The sequence below is a fragment of the Nocardia jejuensis NBRC 103114 genome (assembly GCF_001613145.1).
GTDB classification, from domain to species: domain Bacteria; phylum Actinomycetota; class Actinomycetes; order Mycobacteriales; family Mycobacteriaceae; genus Nocardia; species Nocardia jejuensis.
Genome location: NZ_BDBU01000016.1, coordinates 76328 through 91517 on the forward strand (window position 1 = coordinate 76328; position 15190 = coordinate 91517).

13 protein-coding genes are annotated in these 15190 nt (G+C 67.5%); 7 read left to right on the forward strand and 6 right to left on the reverse strand.

The genetic code is table 11. The features are described from left to right. Positions 1 to 95: 95 nt before the first annotated feature. The 5 genes from NJ1_RS12395 to NJ1_RS12415 form a co-directional block, all read right to left on the reverse strand. Positions 96 to 1019, reverse strand: a complete 924-nt coding sequence (locus tag NJ1_RS12395) for an alpha/beta hydrolase fold domain-containing protein (RefSeq protein ID WP_067692211.1) — start codon at positions 1017 to 1019, stop codon at positions 96 to 98. 457 nt (positions 1020 to 1476) lie between these two features. Then, on the reverse strand, positions 1477 to 2700 hold the full coding sequence (locus tag NJ1_RS12400; protein ID WP_067692215.1) for a bifunctional 3,4-dihydroxy-2-butanone-4-phosphate synthase/GTP cyclohydrolase II: 1224 nt from the start codon (positions 2698 to 2700) through the stop codon (positions 1477 to 1479). Between the two features lie 226 nt (positions 2701 to 2926). After that, the gene (locus tag NJ1_RS12405; protein WP_067692218.1) at positions 2927 to 4645 is read right to left on the reverse strand and encodes an MFS transporter; all 1719 of its coding nucleotides are present in this window, start codon (positions 4643 to 4645) and stop codon (positions 2927 to 2929) included. 82 nt (positions 4646 to 4727) lie between these two features. Further along, complete coding sequence (locus tag NJ1_RS12410) at positions 4728 to 5405, reverse strand: PadR family transcriptional regulator (RefSeq protein WP_067692221.1); 678 nt, start codon at positions 5403 to 5405, stop codon at positions 4728 to 4730. 37 nt (positions 5406 to 5442) lie between these two features. After that, positions 5443 to 6168: an IclR family transcriptional regulator gene (locus NJ1_RS12415; RefSeq protein WP_245717350.1), complete on the reverse strand. Its 726-nt coding sequence runs from the start codon at positions 6166 to 6168 to the stop codon at positions 5443 to 5445. A gap of 344 nt (positions 6169 to 6512) precedes the next feature. Between NJ1_RS12415 and NJ1_RS12420 the strand changes: the two genes are divergently transcribed. From NJ1_RS12420 to NJ1_RS12450, 7 genes are all read left to right on the forward strand, one after another. After that, positions 6513 to 7025 (forward strand): flavin reductase family protein, encoded by a 513-nt coding sequence (locus NJ1_RS12420; RefSeq protein WP_245717351.1) that lies wholly within the window; start codon positions 6513 to 6515, stop codon positions 7023 to 7025. Between the two features lie 85 nt (positions 7026 to 7110). After that, positions 7111 to 8280, forward strand: a complete 1170-nt coding sequence (locus NJ1_RS12425; RefSeq protein ID WP_067692226.1) for a 3-ketosteroid-9-alpha-monooxygenase, oxygenase component — start codon at positions 7111 to 7113, stop codon at positions 8278 to 8280. 11 nt (positions 8281 to 8291) lie between these two features. Next, complete coding sequence (locus tag NJ1_RS12430) at positions 8292 to 8543, forward strand: hypothetical protein (protein ID WP_067692229.1); 252 nt, start codon at positions 8292 to 8294, stop codon at positions 8541 to 8543. 324 nt (positions 8544 to 8867) lie between these two features. Further along, the gene (locus NJ1_RS12435) at positions 8868 to 9890 is read left to right on the forward strand and encodes a 2Fe-2S iron-sulfur cluster-binding protein (protein WP_067692873.1); all 1023 of its coding nucleotides are present in this window, start codon (positions 8868 to 8870) and stop codon (positions 9888 to 9890) included. A gap of 69 nt (positions 9891 to 9959) precedes the next feature. Next, positions 9960 to 10838: a VOC family protein gene (locus tag NJ1_RS12440; RefSeq protein ID WP_067692232.1), complete on the forward strand. Its 879-nt coding sequence runs from the start codon at positions 9960 to 9962 to the stop codon at positions 10836 to 10838. A gap of 121 nt (positions 10839 to 10959) precedes the next feature. Beyond that, the gene (locus tag NJ1_RS12445; protein ID WP_067692235.1) at positions 10960 to 12165 is read left to right on the forward strand and encodes an LLM class flavin-dependent oxidoreductase; all 1206 of its coding nucleotides are present in this window, start codon (positions 10960 to 10962) and stop codon (positions 12163 to 12165) included. A 2-nt stretch (positions 12166 to 12167) separates the two neighbouring features. Further along, positions 12168 to 13199: a zinc-binding dehydrogenase gene (locus tag NJ1_RS12450; protein ID WP_067692238.1), complete on the forward strand. Its 1032-nt coding sequence runs from the start codon at positions 12168 to 12170 to the stop codon at positions 13197 to 13199. 135 nt (positions 13200 to 13334) lie between these two features. Here NJ1_RS12450 and NJ1_RS12455 read toward each other — a convergent pair whose 3' ends face one another. Beyond that, positions 13335 to 15032, reverse strand: coding sequence for a nitroreductase family deazaflavin-dependent oxidoreductase (locus NJ1_RS12455; protein ID WP_067692241.1), 1698 nt, complete (start codon positions 15030 to 15032; stop codon positions 13335 to 13337). Positions 15033 to 15190: the final 158 nt, after the last annotated feature.

Below are 15190 nucleotides of genomic sequence, written 5' to 3' on the forward strand. Positions count from 1 at the left end.
CGTGAAGGCCCGGGCCAGTATTCGAATCGCGGTGATCCGGATCCTGGTGTCGGCGTGAGGCTGTGCGCCGGTGCTTACGCGGGGCAGGTGGTGAACTAGGGGCGCGGCAGATGTGCCCGGGTGGGAGACAACGCGACTCGCAGCCGGTCGATGATCGCGGCACGTGCGGTGCGGCCCTCGGGCGTCGGGGTCAGCGGGTAGACGTGCACCAGGTCGGATCCCTCGTGGTAGTCGATCGAGACCCCCGCGGCACGGGCTTTGTCCACGAGCAGCCGCACGTCGGGATTCAGGATGTCCCGGGTTCCGCAGAAGATGCTGAGCGGGCCGAGCCCTGCCATATCGGCGAACAGCGGGCTGACGATCGGATCGGACAGGGGCAGTTCCCCGCGCCAGTGCGCGGTGAGCACGTGCGAGCCCTCCTGGCCCAGCCAGGGATCGGTGGGCTGAACCCGCTCGATCTCGGGGTTGCTCAGCGACAGATCCAGCGCGGGGGAGATCAGCACCGTGCGCGGCAGTTTCACCTGGTGCTCGTCGCGCAGCAGAATCGCGGTCGACAGCGCGATCTGACCGCCCGCCGAATCCCCGGCCAGGCAGACCTCGCCGTAGCGGGACTTGTTGTCCAGCACCAGCTTCGCGAATGCCGGGACCACCTCACCGGCGGTTCCGAAGGGAATCAGCGGATAGATGGGGACGGTGACCGTCGTGCCCGACAGCGCGGCGATGTTCGCGGCCAGCGTCCAGTGCTGCGGCGCGATCTCGTTGACCCACCCGCCGCCGTGTGCGTACACGACATTGCCCCTGGCCGTTCCGCGCGGGGTGAGGGTATAGATCGGCCACCCGCTGCTGTGATCCACCGACACCGACACATCCGAGCGCAACAGCCGGGGCGGTCCGTACGGCCGTGGCCGCAGACTCCGCTCCCGAATGTGCCGGCGCGCACCCTCGGCGCTGACGAACGTCCGATTGGCCCCGATGACTCGCAGATACACCGGAACGATCCGGCTGACAATGCTCGGCACAGTCTCCTCCTAGCCAATCCGCGGCCAATCCGCGCGCCGCATCGCGCCCCCGACCCTACTGCGCTCCCCGGCGAAGGCCACCCGGTCGATCATTCGGATTCCCTACCGTGACCGAGGGCGCTTCGCGCACAGCGAGTTCACCGCAGCCGCCGGACGGACACGCTCGAACCTCGCCGAAGGCCGTGCCCGGAATTCGGATCCCACGACATTCTGAAATGAACATATGCTTACCTAGCGATGGGTTCGCCGGTGTGCCGAAGAGCCCGCGCGGCCACGTACCGAGGTCTCCGCTCGTTCGAACGCGGTGTAGTCGGCAAGGATGAGGACACCGGCCTTCCGCGGGGGCTCGGCCGTCAGGTTCCTCATGAGCGCGGAGGTGGCGCGGCTGATGTAGTGCGCCCGAACGTCACCGACATTCCGTGGCGCACACCGCGGCAACCGCCCGCGACGGCGACCGTCAGTGAAATCCGACCGCCGCGTCGATCTCGGGCAGCGCGTGGCTCATCCGATCACGCTTGGTCCGCAGGTAGTGCACATTGTGCTCGGTGGGCCTGGTCTGCAAGGGGATTCGGGAGGCGACGGCGATGCCGTGGGCCTCGAGCCCGGATTGCTTGGCGGGGTTGTTGCTCAGCAGCCGGACCGAGATGACGTCCAGATCCGCGAGGATCTGCGCGGCCGCGCCGTAGCTGCGGGCGTCGATCGGCAGCCCGAGTTGCACGTTGGCGTCCACGGTGTCCGCGCCGTCGTCCTGAAGTTCGTAGGCGCGCAGCTTGTTCAGCAGACCGATGCCCCGACCCTCCTGCCCGCGCAGGTAGACGACGATGCCGCTGCCCTCCTCGGCGACGGCCTCCATCGCCGCGTCGAGTTGCTCACCGCAATCGCAGCGCAGCGAACCGAAAGCGTCACCGGTCAGGCATTCGGAGTGGATGCGGACCAGCACCTCGGCGCCGATGGGCTCGCCGTGGATCAGGGCCAGGTGCTCGGAGGTCTCGTCGCTGTATCCGACGACGCGGAAAGTGCCGAAGCGGGTGGGCAGGCGAGTCTCGACCACGCGGGAGACGCTGTGCTCCAGCCGTTTCCGGTATTCGATCAGATCGGCGATGGAGATGATCGGAATCTCGTGCTCGCGCGCCATGACCAGCAGCTCGGGCAGTCGCGCCATGGAACCGTCGTCGGCGACGACCTCCGCGATCACCGCGGCGGGCCGCAGACCGGCCAGGCGCGCGAGGTCGACCGACGCCTCGGTGTGGCCGCCTCGTCCGAGCACTCCGCGCGGATGCGCCCGCAGCGGGAACACGTGCCCGGGGCGCGACAGTTCGTCCGCGCGCGTGCGCGGATCGGCAAGCAGCTGCATGGTGTGCGCGCGGTCGGCGGCCGAAATCCCGGTGCTCACACCGGAGATCGCGTCCACGGACACGGTGTACGCGGTGCCCTTGGGATCCTGGTTCACCGCGGTCATGGGCGGCAGTGCCAGTCGATCAAGATCCTCGCCCGCCATGGGAACGCAGACCACGCCGCTGGTGTGGCGGACCATGAAGCCGATGTTCGCCGCTGTCGCCTTCTCGGCGGCGAGCACCAGGTCGCCTTCGTTCTCGCGGTTCTCGTCGTCCACGACCAGCACCATGCCGCCGGCCGCGATCGTGGCGACCGCGGTCGCGATCGAATCGAGTTCACCAGTCATCGTCGACCACCTCCTTCGGGCCGCACGACTTCGGCCATATGACTAATAGAAATATGTGAGCCGCGGAACAACGAGGTGGGGTCCCGCTCACCGGAAAACAATGTGCGTCCGACGCCGCCCGCGCGCGACCATGAGCGCGGAGTTTTCCAGTGCGTGACAGCGGCCCGGAGGCATATCGCCTCCGGGCCGCTGTACGTGTGATCAGTGGGGATGGTTCAGTTGCGGATCAGAATGCCGTTCCACCGGTTGCGGGCTTGCGGCCGTGCTGCATGAGCAGCGCGCCCACGAGCGCGATGACCGCGGCTCCCGCGACGAAGTAGAAACTGATGTCATACCCCTTGTCGGCGTACACGAGTGGAATATCGGTGGTGACAGTCGGCTGACCAAGCACCGTCACGTCGGCCTTGACCGGATTGGCGCTCAGGAATGCCGTGGCGACCGCCAGACCGATGGCCGCGCCCATTGCCTGCATCACGCCGAGCATGCCCGCGCTGATGCCCTGCTGTTTCGCGGGCACCGCCTCGACTATGAGGTTCGGCGTTGCCGCGTAATACAAACCGAAGGCGATGCCGTAGACCGCGCTGATCAATGCCAGTGTCTGCCAGCCGTGCGAGAGCGCCGCATAGGCGAGTGCGCTGCCGGCCGAGATGATCAGGGCGGTCACCAGCGGAGCCCGCGCGCCGGAGCGCCGGATCCAGAGTCCGCCGAGGAAACCGAACGCCATGGCGATCAGCGATTGCGCGAGGGTGATGTGTGTGGCGAACTTCAGCAGCGAGAACCCGTCACCGTAGGTGTATCCCGGATTCAGCTCCACCTTGACCATGTCCGGGGGCAGCTGCGAGAGCACGGCTTCCTCGGGCACCTTCACCGCGCCGGGCGGCAGTTCCACGCCCGGCGGCAGTGCGGCCTTGGCCTGCGCTTCGGCCTGGGCCTGAGCCTGGGCCAGCGCACCGGTCTTGACCTGATCCCAGGTCGCGGCCTTGACCTGATCCACGACCTCCGCGGACGGCGGGGACTGGGTCATGTACCCGGTCGCGTAGGACTGATAACCGATCATGAACGAGGCGAGCAGCGCGATGAACAGCACCACGCTCACGCGCGGGGTGAACAGCAGCTTCATGTCCATGATCGGATTGCGGGCGCGCTTCTCGATGATCGGGAACAGCGCCAGCAGCGCGAGGCCGCCGATCAGCCAGGCCAGCGTGGTGGGCTTGCTCCAGCCCCAATCCTGGCCCTTGTCCAGGTAGATCAGGGTGAGGGTGGCGCCGGCGCCCAGCAGCAGCGCGCCGATGACGTCCAGCTTCTGCGGGGTGCGCAGCTTGGATTCGGGAACCACGACGATCAGCAGCGGAATCATGATCACGGTGAACGCGAACAGGAACCAGAACAGCGCACGCCAGCTGTAGTGATCGGTGATGTACCCGCCCAGCAGCGGGCCGGCGAGAGCGGAGACGCCGAGGCCGGTGGAGGCGATGCCGAGACCGACCGGAACCAGCTTGCGCGGCATCAGGTCTCGAATGAGGCCGTAGGAGATGACCGTGGTGGCGATGGCGGTGGCCTGGAGGCCGCGGCCGATCAGGAACATCATCCAGTTGCTGGTGATCGCGCAGATGGCGCAGCCGATCATGAACAGCACACCGCAGAGCAGGAACATCTTCTTCTTGCCCGTGATGTCGCTGAGCTTGCCGATCAGCGGTGACACCGCGGCGCCGACGACGCCGAAGATGATGATCGCCCAGTTGATGTTCGCGCCTTGTTCGGGGAACGTGGGCGCGATTTGCCGCAGCGCCGCCGAGACCATGACGTACTGCATCGGGGCGACCTCGGTGAACAGCACGATGATCGCGAGGACCGAATAGATCCTGAGCTTGGATGCGCCATCGAGGCGACCGGACTCGTCAGGCGCGGCGCCGGGTGACACCGCGGTTTCGACGGAGGTGGACATGTTGCGTCCTCCATTGTGGGTAGGTAACACGATGGCGTGAACCGTGTCACAAAGCCCGTCGACCGCCTATGGATGAGCCCGTTCAGTGGGAATCTTCGGAATTCTTCTTGCTCGTGGCTTTCCGGCGGCTACGCTTCCTGGCCAGCTTGTCGAGGTCGCTGAGCAGGTCCTCGGCGAATTCTTTTTCGGCCTCGTAATGCTTCACGCACCAGCGCAGCACAGCGCTCGGATATGCCCAATCGGGATTTGCGTCAGCACCTTCGGCGTCGATTGCCGCGAGTGTGCGCATTCGTTCCGCGTAATCGATGTGCTGATTGAGGATTTCGCGCATCCGGTCGGGTTCGGCGAGATGTCCGAGCCAGGCCCGGAGCATCACACTGTGTTTGAGCACGGGCGGCTCGACGGGGGAGTGATTCACCCAGTGCGAGGCCGCTTCCCGGCCGCTGTCGGTAATGGCGTACATGCGTTTGCCGCGCATGCCGTCCTCGGAGACCACCGTGCGCGAGGTGGCGTAGCCGTGTTTCTCCAGCCGTTTGAGTTCGGCGTAGATCTGGCTGAACGACGGACTCCAGTAGAAGAACTGCAGACTCCAGTCGGCCCATTTCTTCAGGTCGTATCCGGAGAGTTCCTCCGCGTGCGAGAGCATTCCCAGGACCGCCCACGCCGTGGTGGGCAGATCCGGAATCGCTTGCGGCTCACCGCCGTGAGCGGCGAGAGAGCCACCGCCCTGAACTGGGCGCGCGCCACCACCGTCGGTCATGATCGAACTGTATCGCCCGCGCATCTCCGGGCTCCGCTCAGCGCCAGTGCGCACGGCGCGGGAACAGGGTGCGACCGGCCTCGTGCGCGACCTCGAGCACGACGCGGGCCAGCCTGTCGTAGCTCATGCCGTCGGCGCGGCCGGAGAGCGACAGGGCAGCCGGTGCGGTGCCGCGACCGCGCAACGGCGCTGCGACACAAGCGATTCCGACGACGGCCTCCTCGCGGTCGATGGCCACGCCCTGACGCAGGCGGATCTGTTGCAGCTCCCGGGCCAGGGCCTCGGGCTCGCAGATGGTGCGCGGGGTCAGGCGCGGCAGCCGGGTGCGCAGCGCGGCTTCGGCGATGTTCGGCTCGAGACACGCCAGCATGGCCTTGCCGACGCCGGTGGCGTGCGCGGGCATGCGCCCGCCGAGGCGGGTGGGCAGGCTGGAGGCGAAACGGCCGCCGGCCTTGTCCAGGTAGACCACATCGCGGCCGTCGAGCACCGCGAGGTGTCCGACCATGCCGGTGCGCTGGCTCAGTTCGTGCAGCAGCGGGCTGACCGCATCGCGGATCTCGTTGTGATCGGCGGTGAGTCCGCCCAGTTCGAGGGCGCGCATGCCGAGGCGGTAGCCGCCGGAGGTGTGCGCGAGCCAGCGCAGCTTGATCATCTGATCCAGGATCCGGTGCACGGTGGAGCGCGGCAGGCCGGTGCGCTCGACGAGGCCGAGCAGCGTGAGGGTCGGAGTCGAGGCGTCGAAGGCGTCCAGGATGAGAGTCATTCGCTCGATCATCGACACCGGGACTTCGGCACTGGACCGAGAATCTTTGGCGCGCATGGGGTTATGGCCGGGTCGTGTCTCCGCAGGGGGCAGAAATGCGACGGTCATGGGTAACCTCCGTTGGATCGTGATCCAGTCTAGGACTATGCCGATTAGGCATGTGCCTGATTCGGACCTTGTGCTACCCATCACAGTGCCCTGCGCCACACGCTGTGGAATCGGGAGAACTACGTAGGTTCTACGGATCCGTGTCTCGGTGACCGAACCCCGATATTGACGCCTCCCGGCCGCGACCTGCTGTTATGACGGTCAGTCCTATTTCGAACCGAAATAAAGGAGACGCCGTGGAACCGGTGCTGGCGCCCGATCGCGCGTCCGAACAGATCGACCCGACCGCCTTCAAGGCCGTGCTCGGGCGGTTCTGCTCCGGAGTCACCGTGATCACCGCCATCCACGAGGGCGAGCCGGTCGGCTTCGCCTGCCAATCCTTCGCGTCGCTGTCGATCGACCCGCCGCTGGTGAGCTTCTTTCCCGCCCGCACCTCGAGCACCTGGCCCCGCATCCGCGCTGCCGGGCGGTTCTGCGTGAACATCCTGGCCGACGATCAATCCGAGCTGTGCCGTCAGCTCGGGCGGCCCGGCGCGGACAAATTCTCCGGGGTCGAGTGGACCGTGTCGGGGAACGGATCCCCGCTGCTGGGCGGCGCGATGGCAACCATCGACTGCACGCTGCACGACGAGGTCGACGGCGGCGACCACACCATCGTGATCGCCCGCGTGAGCGGGCTGAACGAGCATTCCGAGGCTGCTCCGCTGCTGTTCTACCGAGCCGCTTTCGGGCGTCTCGCACACCAGTAGCAACCTCCCGGCCAGTGGGACACGCATTGTCATCGGCGTCACATCGGCCGCAACCATCGAACTGACGCAAGGGAGAGGAATTCACATGACCACCACCGATGGTGAGGTGCGAGTCATCGATGCGGGCGCTCCGCCCACCCGATTCGCGCGCGGCTGGCACTGCCTGGGCCTGGCCGACTCCTTCCGCGACGGAAAACCGCACGCGGTCAAGGCATTCGGCACCGAGATCGTGGTGTTCGCGGCCGAGGACGGCGCACTCAACGTGCTCAACGCGTTCTGCCCGCACATGGGCGGAAACCTGGCCGACGGCACCGTCAAGGGTGATTCGCTGGCCTGCCCGTTCCACGATTGGCGCTGGAACGGCAAGGGCAAGTGCGCCGGAATTCCGTACGCCCGCCGCGTTCCGCCGCTGGCTCGCACCAAGGCGTGGCCGACCATGGAGCAGAACAAGCAGCTCTTCGTCTGGAACGACCCGGAGAACAAGCAGCCCCCGGCCGAGGTCGCGATCCCGCGCCTCGACGCCGCGTTCGACGACGAGTGGACCGACTGGACCTGGAACTCGATGATTGTGGACGCCAACTGCCGCGAGGTCATCGACAACGTGGTGGACATGGCGCACTTCTTCTACGTGCACTACGGCTTCCCGACCTTCTTCAAGAACGTCTTCGAGGGCCACACCGCCAGCCAGTTCATGACCTCGATCTCCCGCGAGGACATGATGGGCGCGACCGCGAAAGCCCTGGGCGGCAAGAACGTTCTGCAGTCCGAGGCGGCCTACTACGGGCCCTCCTACATGATCGACCACCTCGAGAGCGAGAGCCCCGGACTCACGGTCGAGGGGTACCTGATCAACTGCCACTACCCGATCAACGAGAACCAGTTCGTGCTGCAGTACGGCGCGATCGCCAAGCGGCCCTCGGGCGTCTCGCCCGAGCAGGCCGAGGAGATCGCGCAGAAGTTCGTCGGCGGACTGGGCAAGGGCTTCGAGCAGGACGCGAACATCTGGAAGCGCAAGTCGCGCATCAACAATCCGCTGCTGTGCGAGGAGGACGGACCGGTCTACCAGCTGCGCCGGTGGTACGAGCAGTTCTACACCGACGCCGCGGACGTCACCGAGGAGATGACCACCCGCTTCGAGTTCGAGGTGGACACCACCCGCGCGGTCGCCGCGTGGGAGGTCGAGGTCGCGGACAACCTCGCCAAGCGTGCGGCCGCCGAGGGCAGCGAATCCACGACCGCCGCCGCGCACGCCTGAAAGGCAGAGCCATGGAACAGGTTTCGTGCCGGTCCTGCGGGACCTGCGTGCTGGTGGAGAAGTTCAGCCCCCAGCACACCAGCGTGCAGTGGAACAAGACCGCCGTGGCGGCCTGCACGGAACTGCCGACCGGCGGACTGCGCTCGCACGCCCACACCTGCCACGCGCTGCGCGAGAGCATCGAGGCGGCGGTGGAGGCGGGCGTTCTGCACCGGAGCACCCGTGATGTGGACGTGCGCACCCGCGGCCGGACTTTGGCGTAGGGACTCGGATTCGGCGAACGGACCCGCGCGCCCGCGGCGTCCGGTGCCCAGCGGATCGAAGGCCCAGTGGATCGAAGGCCTGGTAGATCGTAGGCCCGGTAGATCGAAAGTGTCAGCATAGGAATGGAACTGGTGGAGCGAATGACGGTGACAGAGTTCGAGCCCGGTGCGGCCCGGCTCGCCGCCGGTACTCAGTCCGGGGCCGGCCCGCGGCCGGACGCCTCGGGTGACGCCGCCGAGGGCTCGACGCGGGCCGACGACGTGACGCGGCGTGACGCGGAGGCGGCCGTCGTGACGGTGCGGCAGGAAAGCGGGATCGCCTCGATGCGCGTCGTGCGTGTGGTGCGCGAGACCGAGGATTCGGTGTCGATCGAGCTGACTCCGGATGCGGCGCACTCGGATCGGTTCGGCTACCGGCCCGGCCAGTTCCTCACGCTGCGGATTCCGAGTGATCTCACCGGCTCGGTGAGCCGCTGCTATTCGCTCTCCAGCGCACCGCACGAAGACGGGCCGCTCAAGGTCACCGTCAAGCGGACCGCCGAGGGCTACGGCTCGAACTGGCTGTGCGACAACGCGGTCGAGGGCCTCGAGCTGCAGGTCCTGCCGCCGGCCGGACTCTTCACACCGTCGTCGCTGGATGAGGATCTGCTGCTGTTCGGCGGCGGCAGCGGAATCACGCCGGTGCTGTCCATTCTCAAGGCCGTGCTGGCGCGCGGGAGCGGACACGTCACGCTCGTCTACGCCAATCAGCACGAGAACGCCGTCATCTTCGCGCGGGAGCTGGCGGACCTGGCCGTCGCGCATCCGGATCGGCTGGTCGTGCTGCACTGGCTGCAATCGGTGCAGGGCCTGCCCAGCGTCGAACAGCTCGCCGCGCTGGCGAAGCCGTGGGCCGCCCGCGAGGTGTTCACCTGTGGCCCGGCGCCGTTCATGAGCGCGGTGAGCGCCGCCATGGCCTCGCTGGGAGCCGACCGCACCCGCGTGCACAGCGAGAAGTTCGTCTCCCTGTCCGGCAACCCCTTCGAAACCGGCTCCACGACAGCGGATCCGGACGCCGCGACCGATCCGGGCGACAACGCCACGGCCCGAGTCGAACTGGACGGCGAGACGCACGAGATCACCTGGCCGCGCCGGCAGACCCTGCTGGACGTGCTGCTCGCCGAGGGGATCGAAGCGCCGTACTCCTGTCGCGAGGGCGCGTGCAGCGCCTGCGTGTGCCGGGTGGTGTCCGGCGAAGTATCCATGCGCCGCAACGAAGTTCTGGAAGAGGCCGACCTGCAGGAGGGCTATGTGCTGGCCTGCCAGTCGGTTCCGGTGACCGACGACGTCTCGGTCACCTACGAGTGATCCGCACCTACGAGTGATTCGCACCACCGAGTAATCGGCTCATACCCTGATCCGCGAGGAGTACCCATCATGGCTTCCTTCAGCTCCCTCGGCTACGTCCGCGCCCGCATCGCCGATGCGGACGCGTGGCGCGAGTTCGCCTTCGACACCATCGGTTTCGCCGAGGGAACCGGGCCCAACCCGGAGTCGATCTACCTGCGGACCGACGAGCACACCTATCGGCTCGAACTGGTCCCCGGTGAGCGCGACGAGGTGATCGCCGTCGGCTGGCAGGTCGCCGACGGTCGTTCGCTGCGCCTGGTCCAGGAGACCCTGGAGAAGGCGGGCGTTTCGGTCACCGCGCTGACCCTCGCCGAATCCGCGAATCGTCATGTCGAAGAGGCGATCAGCTTCGTGGACCCCTCCGGATTCACCATCGAGGTGTTCCACGGGCCGCTGCTGGATCACACACCGATCCTGACCAGATTCGGCGCGCGTTTCGTCAATGGCGATCTGGGCCTCGGCCACGTGGTGCTGCCGGTGCGCGATATCGAGGAGGCTCGCCAGTTCTACACGGAGGTACTGGGTTTCGCCTCGCGCGGTTCTTTCCGGGTCGGTCCGCCGGAGCATCCGATCTGGATCCGATTCATGGGCGTGAACCCGCGCCACCACAGCCTCGCGCTGATTCCGGGTTCGCGCCCGGACGGTCCCGGCATCGTGCACATCATGGTCGAGGTCGACACCCTGGACGAGGTCGGGCGCACCCTGGACCGCGTCAACAAGGCCGGTTACCACCTGTCCTCGACGCTGGGCCGGCACACCAACGACAAGATGATCTCCTTCTACGTCCGCACCCCCGGTAACTGGGACCTCGAATTCGGTTGCGAGGGAATGCTGGTCGGCGACGACTACGTCGCGGAGGAGATGACGGCCGACAGCTACTGGGGCCACGAATGGGCCCGCGGCTGATCGGTCGATCGGACTCGGCCCGCCGTCCCGTGACGGCGGGCCGCAGCGTTCTTCGCCAGAGCCCCGGTGGATCACGTTGCGACGGAGCACAACTGAATATTCCGCTAAGGAGCATCGACCAGTGAATCAGCCCACCGCATCCGGCCCCACCCGGTTCGGTTTCTTCATCGCGCCCTACCATCCGCTCACCGGCAATCCCACCCTGCAGATCCAGCGGGATCTGCAGATGATCGAATTGGCCGACGAACTCGGCTACGCCGAAGCCTGGGTCGGCGAGCATCATTCCGCCGGGATGGAAATCATCTCCGCACCCGAGGTGTTCCTGGCCGCGGCCGCCGAGCGCACCAGCGCCATCCGGCTGGGCACGGGCGTGAATTCGCTGCCCTACCACCAGCCGATGATGCTGGCCGACCGGCTCTGCCTGCTCGACCACCTCACCAAGGGGCGCGTCATGATGGGCATCGGGCCGGGCCAGCTGGCCTCGGACGCCTCGATGATGGGCGTGCCGCAACCGCGTCAGCGCGACATGATGCACGAATCCATGGACGTGATCACCCGGCTGCTTCGCGGTGAGGTGGTCAGCGCCAAGACGGACTGGTTCGAGCTCGACGAGGCACGCCTGCAACTGCTGCCCTACCAGCGGGGCGGCCTGGAAATGGCTGTGGCATCGACGATCTCGCCGTCGGGAGCCGTGCTGGCCGGACGGCACGGCGCGGGTCTGCTGTCGCTGGCCGCCTCGGATCCCAGCGGTTACGATGCGCTGCTTCCGAACTGGAAGATCTACGAGCAGACCATGACCGCCAACGGCCACGCCGTCGATCGCGACCGGTGGAGGCTGGTGGCCCCGATGCATATCGCCGAAACCCGCGAGCAGGCCCGCCGCGAAGCGGAGTGGGGCATAGGGCATCTCACCGAGTACATCGAGAAGCTCAGCGGGATGGGCGTGCCGTGGGAGAACACCCCCGCCGCTGCCGTCGAGCAGTGGACCGGACCCGGCTTCCCCGCCTTCGGCCGCGCCACCATCGGCACTCCCGAGGACGCCATCGCCACCATCGAGGCGCTCGCGCAACAGTCCGGCGGCTTCGGCACCTTCCTGATGCTGGCTCTCGATATCGCCGATCGGGACGCGACCCAGCGCTCCATGCGGCTGTTCGCCGAACACGTCATCCCACACTTCACCGGCGCCAATCGCCCCCGCGTGGCCTCCCTGGACTGGGCCGGCGCGAACAGCGAGCGCTTGATGTCCGGAATGCGCGCGGGCGTGGAAGCCGCCTTCGAACGGCACGCCCAGGCCCTGCAGGCCGCCCTACAGCCGGAAGGACACTAGTTATGCGCGCGGTTGTCATGCGCAATCGGAAGCTCGTGGTCGACGAGGTTCCCGAACCGGTACCGGGCCCCGGCCAGGTGCTGGTGGAGACGATCGCCTGCGGAGTCTGCGGCTCCGACAAACAGGCGCTGGACTACACCGACGAATTCCTCCAGGCCTCTCGCGACAGTGGCGTTCCCACCTTCCTCTTCGACCCGCACCGCGATCTGGTTATGGGTCACGAACTCGCGGCCCGGGTCATCGGCGCGGGACCGGACACGCCATTCGTCGAGGGGCAGAACGTCGTTGCGCTCCCGTGGGCGCTGGACACGGCGGGCGGTATTCACGGCGTAGGGTATTCCAACGACTTCCCCGGCGGCTACGGCGAGCGCATGGTGTTGCAGGCCATGGCGCTCGAGCCGATTCCGCGGCACGTGCCCCCGCACGTCGCGGCCATGACCGAACCGCTCGCGGTCGGCTTCGGCAATGTCGCGCGCACCGGCATCGGCCCCGAGGGCACCGGGGTCGTGATCGGTTGCGGCCCGGTGGGTCTCGGCGCGGTGGCGGCGCTGGCCGAGCGCGGCGTCGCGCCGATCGTGGCCTCGGATCCGTCGAAGTTACGGCGCGAGGCGGCGATTCGGCTCGGCGCGCACCGAGCCGTGGATCCGGCGGTCGAGGATCCGATCGAGGTGTGGGGTGAGTTGGCCTCTCCCGGACAGAAACTGCACGTCTGGGTGTGCGCCTCGGTGCCCGGTCTGCTCAACGACCTCATGTACAAGGTGCCGCGCGAGACCGCCATCCTGCAGATCGGCGCGGTCATGACCGAGGACGTGATCCGGCCGATCGTCGGAATCTACAAGGACATCTCCCTGCAGATGTGCATGGTCTACCCGCACGAGGAGTACGCGAAGACGTTGCACCGCATCGCCGATGGCACCGTGGACGCGGCGTCGCTGATCACCGACGAGGTCGGCCTCGACGGTGTAGCGGGGGCGATCGACTCGCTGCGCAACCCCGAGGACCACATTCAGATCCTGGTGCGGCCCGGGCTCTGAGTACCCCGTCGCGTTCGGCGCGGCGGTCCGCTGCGCCGAACGCCGTTCTCCACACCGCCCGGCCCGTCGCGGCGTTCACCCGGGCGGCGTGGGGGACTCGTTCCCGATGGCGTCCTGTTCACCGGAGGGCGGGCGTCAATCGGTGAAGGTGATCCTGACCGTGATCGGTGCGGTTTCCAGGGCGGCGAAGGCCGCTCGGGCCACCGGAGCCAGCAGCGGGTGCGGCGCGAAGGTCTTGCTGCGGGCGACCACGTCGTCCTCGGGCAGCAGGACCGCGGTGGCGTTGCGCCAGGTATCACCCTGGCGCACACGGATGGCGGGGTTCGCCGAGATGTTGAGCCCCCAGCCCGAGCGCAGGCCGTGCTGGCAGATGGCCCACGCGCCGGACTCGTCCGGCAGGAGCGAGATGGGGACGCGGCGGGGCTCGCCGGACTTGCGGCCGATGGTCTCGATCTCGGTGGCCAGGGTGGTCCGTACACCGATCTTGTCCAGAGCGCGGACGGTGGGGTTCATGATGGCGCGACCGAGTGCGCGCTCTCGCGCGAACTTGCGCGCGGCCCGGTCGGCGGTCGAACGCGGAGCGGCGGATCGCTTGCTGCGGAACGCGTCCAACCCGTTGCGGCGCGCCATGATCACGGCGGTGCGCCAGGGGGAGCGGCCCGGATCGGGGTTCTCGCCCGCACCCAGCAGATGCAGCTGATCGGTGTGCCACTGCAGGTCGATCGCGCCGTTGAACACCTTGACCCCGCTGGTGGCGGCCAGGCGCCGCGGTACGCCGAGCGAGATGGACGGGGTGCGCAGCACATCGGTGCGCTCGGTCAGCAGATCGGCTGCGGCGGTGGGGATCACGGCGGTGGGCCGGCCCAGACCGATCACATCGCAGGTCGCGCTCTCGACGGCATCGGACATGGCGGCGTGCGAACGGAAGCCGCCGGTGACGGCGATCGGCACCGATCCGGCGGCCCGGCGGGCGGTCTCGGCGTAGTCGAGGAAGTAGGCCTCGCGGGCCGCGGTGCGGGCCGAGGCGGTGCGCGGGCGACCCATCATGGCGGGGGATTCGTAACTGCCGCCGCTGATCTCGATGAGATCCAGGTCCAGGGTGGAGAGCTGTTCGATGACGGCGCGGGACTCGTCCTCGGTGAAACCGCCACGCTGGAAGTCGGCCGAATTGAGCTTGATGCCGACGCCGAACCCGGGGCTCACCGCGGCGCGGATGCTGCGCACCACCTCGAGCACGAATCGCCTGCGTCGCTGCGGATCCCCGCCCCAGGAATCGGTGCGCTGATTCGACAGCGGAGACAGAAACTGCGACACCAGGTATCCGTGCGCGCCATGAATCTGAGCCCCGTCGAAGCCCGCGGCCTCGGCCACCCGTGCGGCCGCCCCGAAGCGGGCGATGATGTCGAGGATCTCGTCCTCGGTCAGCGCGCGCGGTGCGGGGATACCCGGAATGCCGAGCCCGATCGCCGACGGGGCCACGGCCCGGGTCCGGGTGACGATCGGATTGGCTTGCCGCCCCGGATGATTCAGCTGCACCCAGACCTTGCTGCCGCCGTTCTTACCCGCCTTCGCCCATCGCGTCAGAGCGTCCAGATCGCGCTCGTCCTCCATCGCGACGTTCCCCGGTTCTCCGCAGTGGCGTCGATCCACCATCACATTGCCGGTGACGATCAAGCCGTAGCCGCCCTCGCTCCAGCGTGCGTAGAGTCGTTCCAGGCGCTCGTCGGGGGCATTGTCGACGGTGCCGAGGCCCTCGCTCAGGGCGGACTTCATGATTCGGTTGGGGAGCACCTGGCCCGAGGCCAAGGGCAGTGGATCGTGCAGTGCGGGCATCGCGGAACCTCGAATACTCGTCGGGGTGTCGGAGCGGATCTACCACCGGGTAGACCGATCGGTTTACCAAAACGGTAATGCCTTGATCCCCATCCGGCAAGCGTGGGGGGTTCTGTCCATGTGGAATCCGCCGCATTCTCGCCGGAGCTGATCCACGG